Origin of the sequence: Paracoccus homiensis, assembly GCF_900111675.1 — a bacterium.
Taxonomy (GTDB): Bacteria; Pseudomonadota; Alphaproteobacteria; order Rhodobacterales; family Rhodobacteraceae; genus Paracoccus; species Paracoccus homiensis.
The window spans coordinates 57,923-73,326 of record NZ_FOHO01000001.1 but is presented as its reverse complement, the minus strand read 5'-3'; the positions used below and the strand labels follow the sequence as shown (position 1 = coordinate 73,326).

Annotated in this window: 12 protein-coding genes and 1 tRNA gene; 8 read left to right on the top strand and 5 right to left on the bottom strand. The window is 63.9% G+C overall.

What is annotated here, in order from left to right; translation table 11 throughout:
• Positions 1-382: 382 nt before the first annotated feature.
• A tRNA-Thr gene (locus tag BMX67_RS00360) sits at positions 383-458 on the bottom strand.
• An 8-nt stretch (positions 459-466) separates the two neighbouring features.
• Positions 467-2,188, bottom strand: a complete 1,722-nt coding sequence (locus tag BMX67_RS00355) for an ABC transporter permease (RefSeq protein WP_090731599.1) — start codon at positions 2,186-2,188, stop codon at positions 467-469.
• 103 nt (positions 2,189-2,291) lie between these two features.
• Between BMX67_RS00355 and BMX67_RS00350 the strand changes: the two genes are divergently transcribed.
• From BMX67_RS00350 to BMX67_RS00340, 3 genes are all read left to right on the top strand, one after another.
• Positions 2,292-3,167 carry a hypothetical protein gene (locus BMX67_RS00350; protein ID WP_090731597.1) on the top strand — a complete coding sequence of 292 codons (876 nt, stop codon included), beginning with the start codon at positions 2,292-2,294 and terminating at the stop codon, positions 3,165-3,167.
• A 65-nt stretch (positions 3,168-3,232) separates the two neighbouring features.
• A complete protein-coding gene (locus BMX67_RS00345) occupies positions 3,233-4,372 on the top strand; it encodes an RsmB/NOP family class I SAM-dependent RNA methyltransferase (RefSeq protein ID WP_090731596.1) in 1,140 nt (379 codons plus the stop codon).
• A gap of 128 nt (positions 4,373-4,500) precedes the next feature.
• Positions 4,501-6,600 (top strand): ATP-binding protein, encoded by a 2,100-nt coding sequence (locus BMX67_RS00340; protein ID WP_090731594.1) that lies wholly within the window; start codon positions 4,501-4,503, stop codon positions 6,598-6,600.
• A 4-nt stretch (positions 6,601-6,604) separates the two neighbouring features.
• On the opposite strand, the gene BMX67_RS00335 is transcribed toward BMX67_RS00340, so the two are convergent.
• The gene (locus BMX67_RS00335) at positions 6,605-7,192 is read right to left on the bottom strand and encodes a sulfotransferase family protein (protein WP_090731593.1); all 588 of its coding nucleotides are present in this window, start codon (positions 7,190-7,192) and stop codon (positions 6,605-6,607) included.
• A 230-nt stretch (positions 7,193-7,422) separates the two neighbouring features.
• On the opposite strand from BMX67_RS00335, the gene recA reads away from it, so the two are divergent.
• The 4 genes from recA (at position 7,423) to BMX67_RS00315 (ending at position 12,464) form a co-directional block, all read left to right on the top strand.
• Positions 7,423-8,493 carry a recombinase RecA gene (recA, locus tag BMX67_RS00330; RefSeq protein WP_090731591.1) on the top strand — a complete coding sequence of 357 codons (1,071 nt, stop codon included), beginning with the start codon at positions 7,423-7,425 and terminating at the stop codon, positions 8,491-8,493.
• A 157-nt stretch (positions 8,494-8,650) separates the two neighbouring features.
• Positions 8,651-11,308 carry an alanine--tRNA ligase gene (gene alaS, locus BMX67_RS00325; RefSeq protein ID WP_090731588.1) on the top strand — a complete coding sequence of 886 codons (2,658 nt, stop codon included), beginning with the start codon at positions 8,651-8,653 and terminating at the stop codon, positions 11,306-11,308.
• On the top strand, positions 11,305-11,604 hold the full coding sequence (locus BMX67_RS00320) for a DUF1330 domain-containing protein (protein ID WP_090731586.1): 300 nt from the start codon (positions 11,305-11,307) through the stop codon (positions 11,602-11,604). Before alaS ends, BMX67_RS00320 begins: the two co-directional genes overlap by 4 nt.
• A gap of 65 nt (positions 11,605-11,669) precedes the next feature.
• Positions 11,670-12,464, top strand: a complete 795-nt coding sequence (locus tag BMX67_RS00315) for a class II glutamine amidotransferase (protein WP_090731584.1) — start codon at positions 11,670-11,672, stop codon at positions 12,462-12,464.
• Between the two features lie 4 nt (positions 12,465-12,468).
• Here the strand turns inward: BMX67_RS00315 and BMX67_RS00310 are convergent, their stop codons facing one another.
• Together BMX67_RS00310 and gatB are read right to left on the bottom strand one after the other, a co-directional pair.
• Positions 12,469-12,855 (bottom strand): DUF4177 domain-containing protein, encoded by a 387-nt coding sequence (locus tag BMX67_RS00310; RefSeq protein WP_090731581.1) that lies wholly within the window; start codon positions 12,853-12,855, stop codon positions 12,469-12,471.
• A gap of 41 nt (positions 12,856-12,896) precedes the next feature.
• Positions 12,897-14,411 carry an Asp-tRNA(Asn)/Glu-tRNA(Gln) amidotransferase subunit GatB gene (gene gatB / locus BMX67_RS00305; protein ID WP_090731578.1) on the bottom strand — a complete coding sequence of 505 codons (1,515 nt, stop codon included), beginning with the start codon at positions 14,409-14,411 and terminating at the stop codon, positions 12,897-12,899.
• A gap of 315 nt (positions 14,412-14,726) precedes the next feature.
• Here gatB and BMX67_RS00295 point away from each other — a divergent pair, with 315 nt between their 5' ends.
• Positions 14,727-15,344 (top strand): lytic transglycosylase domain-containing protein, encoded by a 618-nt coding sequence (locus BMX67_RS00295; RefSeq protein ID WP_090731575.1) that lies wholly within the window; start codon positions 14,727-14,729, stop codon positions 15,342-15,344.
• Positions 15,345-15,404: the final 60 nt, after the last annotated feature.

Sequence of the window (15,404 nt, the reverse complement as noted above, 5' to 3'; positions counted from 1 at the left end):
GTTATCGCCGGGGGCGTCACTTTCGCACAGGATCTCGGCTCCTGATCACCCGCGCCCCGTGTTGCAGCGTCAGCGGGCAGTCTCGCGCCTCGTCTTGCACGGTCCACCAAGCCGCATTCATCGCTCGCAAGCCGCCCGCCGCAAGGCTGTATGGTTCACCCTTGGGCGGATATGCCCAAATGATGAATAGCGCCGTGTCGTGAGGAAAAAACGGATTGTGGATTCGCATCACTCGATAAGAACAAATGCAGAACATAAGCGCAAGCGGAACACTGAACTAACCGATCCGATGCTACAGAGTCGTCAACAAGATTTACTTGGGGGGCTGCTTGGGGGGCTGTGCTGTGAAATTTCCATAGCGACCAGCAATTGCAGAAGATAGTGGTGCCGGTTGAGGGACTCGAACCCCCGACCCCCTGATTACAAATCAGACGCTCTACCAGCTGAGCTAAACCGGCGGCGGGCCTTAGCCCGTTGGTGTCCCTGCGATAGCGCGGTCCGCGGGTTTGCGCAAGCCAAGGTTGGTGCGCGCCAGCAGAACGACCGCCAGAAGGCCCATCGCCATGACCAGCAGCGCGGCGGGGGCGGCGTTGCCCAGATCCTCGAGGCTGGCCTTTTCGAAGACGCGCGTGGCGAGGGTTTCGTAATTGAACGGTCGCAGCAACAGCGTGGCCGGCAGCTCTTTCGAGCAATCGACAAAGATCAGCAGCAGCGCCGATCCGACCGAACCGCGCATCAGCGGCAGATACAGGTCGCGCAGCGTGCCCAGGTTGCTGCGTCCCAGCGATCTGGCCGCCATGGGCAGCGAAGGCGGCACCCGGGTGAAGGCGCCGTCGATGGCCCCCTGTCCGATGGCGAAGAAACGGACCAGATAGGCAAAGATCATCGCGAATCCGGTTCCGGTCAGGATCAGGCCGGGGTCCGTTCCGGTCAGGTTCAGCCAGAAATCCGCAACCCGGTGATCCAGCGCGGCCAGCGGGATCAGGATGCCTACGGCCAGAACGGCCCCCGGCGCGGCATAGCCGATGGTCGTGATCGGCAGCAGCAGCCGGGGCAGGGATCGGCCTGACAGCCGGACCCCATAGACCATGATCAGCGCCAGCAGCACGGTCAGAACCGCAGCGACCGCGCCGAGGCTGACCGTGTGCCAGGCCGCCAGGCCCAGACCCGGCGTGACCCAGCCCTGCGGATAGGCCAAGGCATAATTCAGGATGACCCCGACCGGCAGCAGAAAGCCCAGAGCGAAGGGCAGGAAACAGGCCAGCATCGCTGCCGCCCCAGCCAGGCCGCCCAGTCGCTGACGCATGATGGGGCGCGGCTGGCGGGCATTCTGGTGATAGCGGGCATTGCGACGGCCGAACCGTTCCCACAGCGCCAGCACGACCACGACCAACAGGATCACGCAGGCGATCTGTGCCGCGCCGCCTGCATTGCGACGTTCCAGCCAGGTGGTGAAGATGCCCGTATTCAGCGTCTGCACGTTGAAATAGCTGACCACCCCGTAATCCGCGACCGACTCCATCATCGCGATGGCCGAACCCGCGACAATGGCTGGCCGCGCCAGTGGCAGGCCAAGGCGACGAAACAGCCCCCAGGGTCCGGTGCCCAGGGCGCGCGCAACCTCATAGGCGCTGCCGGACTGTTCATGCAGCGCCGCGCGGGTCAGCAGGTAGACATAGGGATACAGCGCGGCCGACAGCACCAGAATCGCCGCCTCGATCGAGCGGATGCGCGGAAACCAGTAGTCGCGCGCGCTTTCCCAGCCGAACCAGCCGCGCAGCGCGGTCTGGACCGGGCCACTGTAGTCCAGAAAATCGGCCAGCGCATAGGCGCCGATATAGGCCGGAACGGCCAGCGGCAACAGCAGCAACCATTCCAGCCCGCGCCGACCCGGAAAGTCATACATGCTGACCAACCAGGCCGCGCCTGCGCCCATCGCCGCCGACAGCAGCCCCGTTCCAAGGGCCAGGATCGCCGTATTGGCCAGATATCGCGGCAGCACCGTCGATAGCAGATGCGGCCAGATATTGTCCGTGGGGTTCAGCGCCATCCATGCCACGGCACCCACCGGCAGCATGACCAGCGCGGCAATCAGCACCGCTGCCAGCGACCAGCCCGTGCCGCTGCCTTGACGCAGGGCGTGATCATGGGTGCGTTGGCGGGGTGTGGTGGCTTCATTGACGCTCATGTCAGGGCGATAGCGCAAAGCGGTTTTCCTGTCCACGAAGCGGCGCTAGCATGCAACCAGCCCGCGAAGACGGGATGGCGGAATCACACAAGGGGCAGCCCGCATGCAGATGGTGTTTCATGTCGGTGTTCATGCGACCGATGGCGACAGGCTTCTGAAAACGCTTCTGAACAATCGTTCGTGGTTGCTGCAGAACCGGACCGAGGTGGTGCCCCCCAGCCATCATCGCGGCCTGTTCGAAGAGGCGCTGATGTCGCTGAACGGGGGCAGCTCGACCCCCGAGATGGAACAGATCCTTCTGGACGCAGTGCTGCAGCATGACGACACGCAGCGGGTCGTGTTTTCCAGCCAGACCTTCATGGGCGCACCGGGGCGTGCGGTCGGGCGCGACGGGTTCTATCCCCAGATCGGCAGCCGGGTGAATGCGCTGGCCAACCTGTTTCCCTCGGCCAAGGCGGAATTCTTTGTCGCCATCCGCAATCCGGCCACGCTGATAACCGATGTGATGCGGGAATTTACCGGCGGCGATTACCGCGTGCTGATGCAGGGCCGCGAACCGGCCGATCTGCGCTGGCGGGATGCGATCCAGCGGCTGGTGCGGCACGCGCAGGGCCGCCGGATCGTGATGTGGTGTCACGAGGATGTCCCACTGATCTGGCCCGAAATCGTGCGTCTTGCCGCCAATATGCCTCCCGATGCCCCTTTGCTGGGGGCGCTTGTCTATATGCATGAACTGCTGGGCGATGCCGGGCTGGCGCAGCTGCGCACGGCCTTGGGTGGGCGCGATCAGCTGTCGGTCCCGCAGCGCCGCAAGATCTATGGTCAGATACTGGCCGATCACGCATTGCCCGGAAAGCTGGATCAGGCGGTCGATCTGCCGGGCTGGACGCAGGAACTGGTGGACGAGGTGACCGCCCATTACCGCGCCGACGTGGCCGAGATCGCCTGCCTGCCCGGCGTCGAATTCATCCTGCCTTGAAAACCGGGGCCTCGCCTGCCATGGCCCGTCGCCTGTGATAATCCTGCGCCCCGAAAGGACCAGACATGAGACCAGACGCACGGGTTGGCGCCGCCATTTCGATCCTTGATGAGATCCTGGCCGGTCAGCCCGCCGAACAGGCCTTGCTGCGCTGGTCGCGTAACAGCCGCTTTGCCGGATCGGGCGACCGTGCGGCCATCCGTGATCTGGTGTTTCAGGCCCTGCGGCGGCGCAACAGCTGCGCCTCGCTGGGCGGGGCGATGACCGGGCGGGGGCTGATGATCGGGCTTTGCCGTCTGAACGGCCAGGACCCGGCCACGGTCTTTACCGGGCAGGGCCATGCCCCGCAGGTTCTGTCGCAAACCGAGGCATTGGCGCAGGGTGGCGAGGCCGTCGATCTGCCCGACTGGGTGCTGCCGATGTGGCGCGATTCCTTGGGCGATGCGTGGCAACAGGTCGCGGATGCCATGGGCGAACGCGCCCCGGTCTGGTTGCGGGTCAATCCGGCGATGTCCGATCCCGACAAGGCCACCCGCTCATTGGCACAGGACGGGGTCTCGGTCGCGGCCTCACCCTTGCTGGCGACCGCGCTGCGGGTCGAGGCGGGCGAACGGCAGGTCAACCGGTCGGCCGCGTATCAGCAGGGCATGGTCGAGTTGCAGGATCTGTCGGCCCAACTGGCCTGCGCCGCACTTCCCGATATCGGGGCTGGCCGGGTTCTGGACTACTGCGCCGGGGGTGGGGGCAAGGCACTTGCCATCGCCGGTGCCCAGCCCAGGGCGAAGATCACCGCCCATGATGCCAACGAACAGCGCATGGCCGACCTGCCGTTGCGGGCCAAACGTGCGGGCGCAGGAATTGTGGCGGAACAGCCGAAAGGCAGCTTTGATCTGGTTGTCGCCGATGTGCCCTGTTCCGGTTCCGGAACCTGGCGGCGGACGCCCGATGCGAAATGGCGGCTGGACGAGGCCGGGTTTCACCGCCTTCTTGACCTTCAGCAACGGATCATGGCCGAGGCCGCAGCTTTCGTCGCGCCGGGTGGGGTGTTTGCATATATGACATGCTCGGTCCTTGAGGACGAGAATGGCGGTCAGGTCGATCGTTTTCTGACCGCCAACCCGGATTTCAGACAGGAAGCCCGGCATTTCTGGACGCCGTTGACCGCAAGCGACGGGTTCTTCTGCGCCGTGCTGCGCAAGGGATGATGCGGCCTGCGTGGCGGGCGTATCCTGAAACCTTTTGAATTGGCGTTGGATAATTAGCCTGCACTTAACCTAATCTTAAAGCCTGTGGCACTATCCAGACAGGCAAAGGTCATGAGGGGGCGAATCGCATGGTCCATTGGGATGATCGCAACGGCATACCGCGCGGCGCGCTGTCTGCCCTGCCCGTGCTGGTGTTTCCCACGCTGCTTGGCGCGATCGCCCTTCTGATATCGCCCGATCGGTCGGCGGGGATGGCAACGGTGATCTTCACGACCGTGGCCTTTGCCTGGTATCTTCTGGGCGGCGCGATCGCCCTGACCCATGTCCGCCGCAGATTGCATGAACGACGCGCGCTTGCCGCCATTCGTGGCGAGGTTGCGGCCGCGCCGGAATGCGTGTGGATCAGCAACCAGCACGGCGCGATCCTGTTCGCCAACCCGGCCGCCTGCGACAGGTTCGGCGATATCTCGGGTCAGGGCATTCAGGATTTTCTGATGCGATTTCGCGCCGATGGCGATGCGGCCTTCGACATCATGTCGCGACAGGCGCAGCGCGGCGGCTGCGCCGAGCTGGAACTGCAAGAGGGCGATTGCCTTGCCCTCAGCTGCGCCAGCGACGCGCCCCTGCAGATCTGGTCCTATCACCTGGCGGGCGCGATGGATTGTGGTGAACAGGCCGCGGCATCTGTTGATCTGGCTGGTGACGAGGATGGGTTGGAGGCGCTGCCCGTCGCGTTGCTGCGTTTTTCGCGCGACGGCACGATCCTGCGGGCGAACCAGACCGCGCGCGATCTTCTGGAAGGGCGCGTACCTGCGGATGGCGGCCAGCTGAACCTTGGCAGCGTTCTGGATGGGCCGGGACGCGCCTTGGGCGAATGGATCACCGATATCTATGACGGGCGGATCGTCGCCACGCCCGAAATGCTGCGGATGCGTGCCGGTGATCGCCGCGCCGACGCGGGCGAGCGGTATTTTCAGGTTTCGCTTACGCCGGACCATTCGCGCCCGGGCAGCATGTTGGCCGTTCTGATCGACGCCAGTGCCCAGAAAACGCTGGAGGTGCAGTTCGCCCAAAGCCAGAAGATGCAGGCAATCGGTCAGCTTGCGGGCGGCGTGGCGCATGATTTCAACAACCTGCTGACCGCGATCCGCGGCCATTGCGACCTGCTGATGCTGCGCCATGACCGCGGCGACCCCGACTATGCCGATCTGGACCAGATCAGCCAGAACGCCAACCGCGCCGCGGCGCTGGTCGGGCAGCTGCTGGCCTTTTCGCGAAAGCAGACCCTGCGCCCCGAAACCCTGAGTGTGCGCGACATCCTGGCCGAACTGACACATCTTCTGAACCGGCTGGTCGGTGAGCCGATCACCCTGACGATTCAGCACGAAGCCGCCCTGAAAGCCATTCGCGCCGACAAGCGCCAGTTGGAGCAAGTGATCATGAACCTGGTTGTGAACGCACGCGATGCAATGCCCGATGGGGGTGATGTCGTGGTCAGCACGCGCAATATCTCGCTGCGCGAGGGGCTGTCGAAGGGCCGCTTTGTACTGCCCCAGGGTGACTATGTCCAGATCGCCGTCCAGGATGAGGGCACGGGGATCTCCTCCGAAAATCTCGACAAGATCTTCGAGCCGTTCTTCACCACCAAACCCACGGGCGAGGGGACGGGCCTGGGGCTGTCGACCGTCTATGGCATCGTCAAGCAATCGGGCGGTTACGTGGTCTGTGACAGCGTGCTGGGCGAGGGCACCTGCTTTACCCTGTATTTCCCCGCCCATGAGGTCGCCGAGGCCGAAATGCAGCCACAGATCGTCGCAAGCGTCGCCGCCGCGCCGAGCGCCGAAACCGGTCAGAAGGTGCTTTTGGTCGAGGATGAGGCCCCGGTCCGCGCCTTTGCGTCGCGCGCCCTGAAACTGAAGGGTTACGACGTGGCCGAGGCCGAAAATGCCGAACAGGCGCTGCAGATCATTCAGGCGCAGGAGGTGGGCTTTGACCTGTTCGTCACCGACGTGGTCATGCCCGGCATGGACGGACCGACCTGGGTACGCCTGGCCCGCGAGACTTATCCGCAGACTCCGGTGATCTTCATGTCGGGCTATACCGAGGGCAATTTTGCCGAAGGCGCGGAACCGCTGGCCAATTCCACCTTCCTCGCCAAGCCCTTCACCCTCGCGGAACTGGCCAGGACGGTTCAGGACCGGCTTGCTGCCCCGAAGGGCACACATTGATCGGTTAGTCGAGCCGCGCGTAAAGGTTCAGGTCGGCGGCCATGGCCTGCCTCAGGGCCTGTTCCTCGTCGGGGGGCAGGCTGACATCCTGGGCCGGCGGAACATTGGCGCGCGGCAACTCGATCGCGCAGTCCAGCCGTTCCTCAAGGAAGGCAACGAATGCGTCGATATTCTCGTAGCGAAAAATCCGGTCCACCCGCGACTCGGCGTCGGACAGGAACCGCGACTGCGGGGTGATGCCCAGCCGCGCGGGGCCGTCGGGGGCGCGGTAATCGCGTGCAAAACCGGCAAAGCTGTTTTCCGCGACCGCCGGGTGGAAATCGTCCAGCGCCTCGCTGAAGCGAAAGCGGTACCAACTGCGCAGCCACTCGACCGGTTCGCGCATCAGGGCGATGGTGGTGAACCTTTCCCCCGTCATCGCCTGCAACCACGGCCCGACATGACGCCGATAGCCGCCAATATCCGTGTGCTTCATCTGGGCTGGCCGCTGCAGCGAGACAGAGGCCAGCGATTCCAGCGCCATGGCCACGGCCGTTGAACCGGCCTTCGGCGTCGCCAAGAATACCAAGCGTTGATCCCAGAAAATCAGCATCCCATCCCCCGCGTCAGGCGCGGGCCGGAATATCGGGGGGAAAAACCGTTGTAAACCATTCGTTAACGCGTCTGGCGCAATGATGGTTGGACGAATCGTCGTATTCAGCAGGTTCGCTCTTGAAAGCTGGTTAATTCTGGGACATCTTGCGAAGGAACAAGAGGTGAACATTCCCGCCAGCCGGGTTGATTGCCCCTCTTGAGGGGCTGTGAAATAAAGGCAGGGACGACATGGCACAGGCGAGCATTTTCGACATGACTGACAAACGCAGCGCAGACAAGCAAAAGGCCCTGGACAGTGCGCTGGCCCAGATCGAACGCCAGTTCGGCAAGGGCTCGATCATGAAACTGGGCAAGGACAGCCCCGTGGCCGAGATCGAGGCGACCTCGACCGGCTCGCTTGGGTTGGACATCGCGCTTGGCATCGGCGGTCTGCCCAAGGGCCGGATCATCGAGATCTATGGCCCGGAAAGCAGCGGCAAGACCACGCTGACGCTGCATTGCGTCGCGGAAGAACAGAAAAAGGGCGGTGTCTGCGCCTTTGTGGACGCCGAACATGCGCTGGACCCGCAATATGCCAAGAAGCTGGGCGTCAATCTGGACGAGCTGTTGATCAGCCAGCCCGACACCGGCGAGCAGGCGTTGGAGATTGTCGATACGCTGGTGCGTTCGGGCGCGGTCAATCTGGTTGTCGTCGACTCGGTTGCGGCGCTGACCCCGAAATCCGAAATCGAAGGCGACATGGGCGATGCGCAGGTCGGTGCGCAGGCCCGCCTGATGAGCCAGGCGATGCGCAAGCTGACCGCCAGCATCGGACGCTCGAACTGCATGGTGATCTTCATCAACCAGATCCGCATGAAGATCGGCGTGATGTTCGGCAACCCGGAAACCACCTCGGGCGGGAACGCCCTGAAATTCTATGCCTCGGTCCGTCTGGACATCCGCCGCACCGGGTCGATCAAGGATCGCGACGAGGTCGTCGGCAACTCGACCCGGGTGAAGGTGGTCAAGAACAAGGTCGCGCCGCCCTTCCGCCAGGTCGAGTTCGACATCATGTATGGTGAGGGCATCAGCAAGATGGGCGAGTTGATCGACCTTGGCGTCAAGGCGGGCGTGGTCGAAAAATCCGGCGCCTGGTATTCCTATGGCGATCAGCGGATCGGGCAGGGCCGTGAGAATGCCAAGCAGTTCCTGCGTGAAAATCCCGAAGCCGCCTATGCGATCGAGGACAAGATCCGCGCAAGCCACGGTCTGGATTTCGGCGCCGAGGGTGGCGAAACAGAAGACCTGACCGAGGATTGATCCTCGCTTTCGGACCGATCGAACGCCGGGGCCCGGGCCCCGGCGTTTTTCGTTGCATCGGCTGGATTGCTGGACAGGGGCATTCGCTGGGGCTAGACCGTGCGGCAAGCCGGTTTTGCCGGACAGCACGCGACCGTATTGCGATGAAGGCCCCCTTATGCCCAGTCTGAACGACATTCGATCCACATTCCTTGGCTTCTTCGAGCGGAACGGTCACCAGGTGGTCGATTCCAGCCCGCTGGTGCCGCGCAACGACCCCACCCTGATGTTCACCAATTCGGGCATGGTTCAGTTCAAGAACCTGTTCACCGGGGTCGAGACACGCGACTACAACCGTGCGACCACGGCTCAGAAATGCGTGCGTGCGGGCGGCAAGCATAACGACCTGGACAATGTAGGCTATACCGCCCGCCACCACACCTTCTTCGAGATGCTGGGCAATTTCAGCTTTGGCGATTACTTCAAGACCGAAGCGATCCCTTATGCGTGGGAATTGCTGACCAAGGATTTCGGCATTCCGAAAGACAAGCTGCTGGTCACGGTCTATCACACCGATGACGAGGCCGCCGATATCTGGAAGAAGGTCGCGGGCCTGTCGGACGACCGCATCATCCGCATCCCGACCAGCGACAATTTCTGGCAGATGGGCCCGACCGGCCCCTGCGGCCCCTGCACCGAGATCTTCTTTGATCATGGCGACCATATCTGGGGCGGCCCTCCGGGTTCGCCCGACGAGGATGGCGACCGCTTCATCGAGATCTGGAACATCGTGTTCATGCAGAACGAGCAGTTCGAGGACGGCTCGATGCGTGCGTTGGACATGCAGTCGATCGATACCGGCATGGGGCTGGAACGGATCGCGGCGCTGCTGCAGGGCAAGCACGACAATTATGACACCGACCTGATGCGCAGCCTGATCGAGGCAAGCGCCCATGCGACCAGCGCCGATCCCGACGGGCCGGGCAAGGTCCATCACCGGGTGATCGCGGATCACCTGCGCTCGACCAGCTTCCTGATCGCCGATGGCGTGATGCCCAGCAACGAGGGGCGCGGCTATGTCCTGCGCCGCATCATGCGCCGCGCGATGCGCCATGCGCATATGCTGGGCGCGCAGGATCCGGTGATGCACCGGCTGGTTCCGGCGTTGGTCCATCAGATGGGCGCGGCCTATCCCGAACTGAACCGCGCGCAGGCCCTGATCGAGGAAACCCTGCGCAGCGAGGAAACCCGGTTCCGCCAGACGCTGGATCGCGGTCTGCGCCTGCTGGATGATGAGTTGGGCAAGCTGCCCGAGGGTGCGAACCTGCCCGGCGAGGCGGCATTCAAGCTGTATGATACCTATGGTTTCCCGCTGGACCTGACGCAGGATGCGCTGCGCGAACAAGGTCGTGCCGTGGATATCGAGGGCTTCGACACGGCCATGGCCGAACAGAAGGCCAAGGCCCGCGCGGCATGGGCCGGCAGCGGTGAAACCCAGGATGCGACGATCTGGTACGATCTGGCCGAACAGCACGGCACGACAGAATTTCTGGGCTACGACACCGAAGAGGCCGAGGGTCAGGTGCTGGCACTGGTGCAGGACGGGGCCGAGATTGCCGAAGCCAGCGAAGGCGACACGATCCAGATCGTGGTGAACCAGTCGCCCTTCTATGCGGAATCGGGCGGTCAGGTCGGCGATAGCGGTCTGATCAAGACCGAAACCGGCGCGGCGCGCGTGACCGATACCAAGAAGGTCGCGGGCGTGTTCGTGCACATGGCCGAGGTGACGACGGGCACGCTAGCCCGCGGGCAGGGCGCGCAACTGTCGGTCGAACATGATCGCCGCGGCATGATCCGGGCCAACCACTCGGCCACGCACCTGCTGCACGAGGCGCTGCGCCGCACGCTTGGCGAACATGTCGCACAGCGCGGCAGCCTGAACGCGCCGGATCGCCTGCGCTTCGATTTCAGCCATAACCATGCGGTTACCGCGCAGGAAATGGCGACGATCGAGGCTGAGGTGAACGACTATATCCGCCAGAACAGCCCGGTCGAAACCCGGATCATGACCCCCGACGATGCCCGCGCCATCGGTGCGCAGGCGCTGTTCGGTGAAAAATATGGCGACGAGGTGCGGGTCGTCTCGATGGGCCGTCAGGCCAATTCCGGCAAGGGCGGCGATGGGCAGACCTATTCGCTGGAACTGTGCGGCGGGACGCATGTCGCGCGAACCGGTGATATCGGCGCCTTCGCCCTGCTCAGCGACGGCGCGTCCAGCGCGGGTGTGCGCCGGATCGAGGCGCTGACCGGGCAGGCGGCACTGGAATATCTGCGCGGCGCCGACCGTCAGCTGGGCGAGATTGCGGGCATCCTGAAGGCGCAGGCCGGTGATGTCGTCAACCGTGTCCGCGCCATTGCGGACGAGCGCAAGGCGTTGGCCAACGAGGTCGCGCAGCTGAAACGCCAGCTGGCGATGGGTGGCGGCGGTGCAGCCGAGGCCAAAGAGATCGGCGGCATCAAGTTCATCGGTCGCAAGGTCGAAGGCGTCGGCGGCAAGGAACTTGGGCCGCTGGTCGATGAGATGAAAGCCCAATTGGGCAGCGGCGCGGTTCTGGTTCTGGCCGAGGCCGAGGGCAAGGCGACCGTCGCGGCCGGTGTCACGCCGGATCTGGTCGATCGTCTCAGCGCGGTGACGCTGGTGCAGACGGCGACGGTCGCGCTTGGCGGCAAGGGCGGCGGTGGTCGTCCCGACCGTGCGCAGGGCGGGGCGCCCAGTCTTGAGGCCGCCGATACCGCCTTTGCCGAGGTCGAAAAGCTGATCGGAGAACTTGCATGACCGCACTTTGGATTGCCCATGTCCATGTGACCGATGCCGAGGCCTATGGCCGCTATGCCAAAGAGGCCGGCCCGGCCATCGCGGCCCATGGCGGCGTCTTTCTTGCGCGTGGTGGACGCTATCGGCAGTTGGAAGGCAGCGATCGGTCGCGCAATGTCGTGGCCCGCTTTCCCAGCCTGGAGGCCGCGGTTGCCTGTTACGAAAGCAGCGAATACCAGTCTGCCTTGGAACATGCCAAGGGCGCGGCCGAGCGCGACCTTGTGATTGTCGAGGAAACGCCGCCCGCATCTGAATAGGTGAACATCTCAGACTTTCGTGCTAGGGCTGTCGCAAAGACGTCATAACATGAAGGGACAGGATCATGTGCCGTTGGGCCGCCTATGTGGGCCAACCCATCTTCCTTGAAGATATCGTCAGCCGTCCTGCGCATTCGCTGATCCGGCAAAGCCAGGGCGCGACGCGCTGCACCACGCCGGTCAATGCCGATGGATTCGGGCTGGCGTGGTATGGCGAACGGCCCGAACCGGGCCTGTATCGCGACGTGATGCCCGCCTGGTCGGACTGCAATCTGCGCAGTCTGGTCGGGCAGGTCCGGTCGGGCCTGTTCATGGCCCATGTCCGCGCCTCGACCGGCACCGCGACCAGCCGCAACAACTGTCATCCCTTCGCGGTCGGCCGCTGGTCGTTCATGCATAACGGCCAGTTCGGCGGCTATGACGGCTTTCGGCGCGACGCGGATCTGCTGATCCCCGATGATCTTTACCCCCATCGCAAGGGCGCGACCGACAGCGAGGCGCTGTTTCTGATCGCGCTTGGCGCGGGGTTGCGCGACGATCCATGCGGGGCGATGGCGCAGGCCGTGGGCGTTCTGGCAGATCTGGCAAGGCGGCGCGGTCAGGCACCTTTCGTGCGTGCCACCTGCGCCTTCAGCGACGGGGAAACGCTGTTTGCGCTGCGCTATGCCAGCGACGATCACGCGCCGTCCCTGTATCACCGCTGGTCCGAGACGCGGCAGGGTCGCGCCGTCGTGTCCGAGCCGCTGGAAACCGACGAGGATGACTGGCACGAGGTTCCCCCGAACAGCTTTTGCGCGTTTCGGGGGCGTGATGTGCAGATCCGCGCGTTTCACCCTGTCGGGATAGAACACGCGGCCTGAACGGTCAGTCCCTTGTGGGTTCGTTCGCCGGAACCTCGGGCGTTTCCGGCTGAATCGGGCGTTGGGGCGCGGCGGCTTCGGGCAATTGCGGTTGCGGCCGCGGCTCGGGCGCAGGGGCGGCGGCGGCCGGGTATTCGGGGCGCGGCGCGGCGCTGACATGGGACAGCGGCCGGCGGAAGACCAGCAGGTTGTGATAGACCGTCGTGCGCCCGGTCAGGCCGGTCCGCTCTTCGCTTGGCAGCACATCGGCGCGGATATATTCCCAGCCATCCGCCGCCATTCGGTTCAGTTCGGCCGTGAAACCAAGGGCATAACGGTCGGTCGGGGTCTTGGCCTCTTTGGCCTTTTCACCACGGGCCGGGGCCGCGATTGCCGTATATTCATAGCGCATGATCAGTCCCTTTTGCTGGCCCGTGGGCGATGAGGGCGGCCTTAGCCGCCCAGCTTCCTGGCAACCAACTCATTCACCGCCGCCGGGTTCGCCTTGCCGCCGGTGGCTTTCAGCACCTGACCGACGAACCAGCCTGCCAGTTTGGGGTTCTGCTTGGCCTTCTCGACCTGCGCGGGGTTGGCAGCGATGATGTCGTCCACGGCCTTTTCGATGGCGCCCAGATCGGTGACCTGCTTCATGCCGCGGGCCTCGACGATTTCCGCCGGATCGCCGCCTTCGGTCCACAGGATCTCGAACAGGTCCTTGGCGATCTTGCCTGAAATGTCGCCCTTGGCGATCAGGTCGATCACGCCGCCCAGCTGCGCCGAGGAAATGGGCGAGGTTTCGACGCTGAGCCCTTCCTTGTTCAGGCGACCGAACAGTTCGTTGATGACCCAGTTCGCGGCCATCTTGCCGTCACGGCCCTTCGCCACGGCCTCGAAGTAATTGGCGTTGTCGACATCGGCGGTCAGCACGCCGGCATCATATTCCGACAGGCCCATGTCCTTGACGAAGCGTGCCTTCTTCTCGTCCGGCAGTTCTGGCATGTCGGCGGCGATGCCATCGACCCAGGCCTGTTCGATTTCCAGGGGCAGCAAGTCGGGATCGGGGAAGTAGCGGTAATCATGCGCCTCTTCCTTGGACCGCATCGAGCGGGTTTCGCCCTTGTCGGGATCGTAAAGGCGGGTTTCCTGCACGACCTTGCCGCCATCTTCGATGATGGCGATCTGGCGGCGTGCCTCGTATTCGATGGCGGCCTGGATGAAGCGCAGCGAGTTCATGTTCTTGATCTCGCAGCGGGTGCCCAGATGGCTGAAATCCTGGGTTTCCTGGTATTTTTCATAGGCGCCGGGGGGGCAGACGCTGACATTCACGTCGGCGCGCAGATTGCCGTTCTGCATGTTGCCGTCGCAGGTGCCCAGATAGCGCATGATCTGGCGCAGCTTGCTGACATAGGCTGCGGCCTCTTCGGGGCCGCGGATGTCGGGGCGGCTGACGATTTCCATCAGGGCGACGCCGGTGCGGTTCAGGTCCACGAATGACATGTTGGGATCCATGTCGTGGATCGACTTGCCCGCGTCCTGTTCCAGGTGGATGCGTTCGATCCGCACGCGCCGGGCGATGCCGGGGCCCATGTCCACGATCACTTCACCCTCACCGACGATGGGGTGGTACAGTTGGCTGATCTGATAGCCCTGCGGCAGATCCGGGTAGAAATAGTTCTTGCGGTCGAAGGCGCTGAACAGGTTGATCCCGGCCTTCAGGCCCAGACCCGTGCGCACGGCCTGTGCCACGCAGAATTCGTTGATGACGGGCAGCATGCCGGGCATCGCGCTGTCCACGAAGGCCACGTTGCTGTTGGGCTCGGCCCCGAATTCGGTCGAGGCGCCCGAGAACAGCTTGGCCTTGCTGGCGACCTGCGCGTGAACCTCTAGCCCGATGACCAGTTCCCAATCGCCTTTCGCACCGGCGATGGTCTTGGGTTCAGGGGCGGTAAAGGACAGGTGGTCAAGCATCAGAGCCTCGCTTGCGGATGGGCAGTCAGGCCGGGGTTTTAGGCCACGACGCGGGCGTTGTCACGGGCCGACGGTATCGCATGCGCGATTCATCGAAGATTGCGGTCCGGTCGGGAATCATCACCCGCGCCTCGCGGCTCATGACAAGGTTGAGATTTTCTTACCGCGCGGTGGGCGGTCTGGCCTGCATGGGCGGATTTTCACCGATGGTTTCCGCGATGCGCGGCGTGATCCCGCCTAGCCCCGAATGACAAGCTTGCGGCATTTCGCGGCGCCGCTAATGCAGACTGATCGAAACCGCCTTACGAGGTCCGCATGCGCGCTGCGCTGGCTCCTATCGTCGCATTGGCCTTTCTGGCCGCCTGTCAGACCACGACCGAAGAACAGGTCGCCGATCGCCCCACCGTCGAACAGATGCAGCTGGCCACCCAGCCGCCGATGCGCTGGGACCAAAGCGCGGGGTCCGAGGCATGGACAAAGGCCACATTGGCGGCGCTGGACCGGGAAGGCGTGAAGGTCATTTCTCAGGTGCCCCACGATATCGAGAATTTCTGCCCCAATTACGAAGAGCTGGGAACGACCGGGCGCAAGGCATTCTGGGCGGGGTTGCTGTCGGCAGTGGCCAAGCATGAAAGCACATACAACCCCAAGGCATCGGGCGGCGGCGGCAAATGGCTGGGCCTGATGCAGATCGCGCCAGCGACATGGCGCGGTTATGGTTGTGACGGCAACATCACCAATGGCGCCGACAACATGTCCTGCGCGGTCAGGATCATGTCAAAGCAGGTTGGCCGCGACAACGCGGTGGTGCGTGATGGCAGCGGCGGATGGCGCGGCATTGCCCGCGACTGGGCGCCCCTGCGCAGCGAAAAGAAACGCGCGGATATTGCCGCATGGACGCGCAGCCAAAGCTATTGCACCGCGAATAGCTGATCAGATCGGGACAGTGATCTGCATCCCGTCGCCGCAATGACGGCGGATCGGGATCGGGAC

Bases quoted from the DNA above. Each gene is read 5' to 3' on its own strand.
- BMX67_RS00335 (WP_090731593.1), bottom strand. From the start codon at position 7,192: ATGCTGATTTTCTGGGATCAACGCTTGGTATTCTTGGCGACGCCGAAG.
- BMX67_RS00340 (WP_090731594.1), top strand. From the start codon at position 4,501: ATGGTCCATTGGGATGATCGCAACGGCATACCGCGCGGCGCGCTGTCT.
- recA (WP_090731591.1), top strand. From the start codon at position 7,423: ATGGCACAGGCGAGCATTTTCGACATGACTGACAAACGCAGCGCAGAC.
- BMX67_RS00355 (WP_090731599.1), bottom strand. From the start codon at position 2,188: ATGAGCGTCAATGAAGCCACCACACCCCGCCAACGCACCCATGATCAC.
- gatB (WP_090731578.1), bottom strand. From the start codon at position 14,411: ATGCTTGACCACCTGTCCTTTACCGCCCCTGAACCCAAGACCATCGCC.
- BMX67_RS00350 (WP_090731597.1), top strand. From the start codon at position 2,292: ATGCAGATGGTGTTTCATGTCGGTGTTCATGCGACCGATGGCGACAGG.
- BMX67_RS00295 (WP_090731575.1), top strand. From the start codon at position 14,727: ATGCGCGCTGCGCTGGCTCCTATCGTCGCATTGGCCTTTCTGGCCGCC.
- BMX67_RS00315 (WP_090731584.1), top strand. From the start codon at position 11,670: ATGTGCCGTTGGGCCGCCTATGTGGGCCAACCCATCTTCCTTGAAGAT.
- alaS (WP_090731588.1), top strand. From the start codon at position 8,651: ATGCCCAGTCTGAACGACATTCGATCCACATTCCTTGGCTTCTTCGAG.
- BMX67_RS00310 (WP_090731581.1), bottom strand. From the start codon at position 12,855: ATGCGCTATGAATATACGGCAATCGCGGCCCCGGCCCGTGGTGAAAAG.
- BMX67_RS00345 (WP_090731596.1), top strand. From the start codon at position 3,233: ATGAGACCAGACGCACGGGTTGGCGCCGCCATTTCGATCCTTGATGAG.
- BMX67_RS00320 (WP_090731586.1), top strand. From the start codon at position 11,305: ATGACCGCACTTTGGATTGCCCATGTCCATGTGACCGATGCCGAGGCC.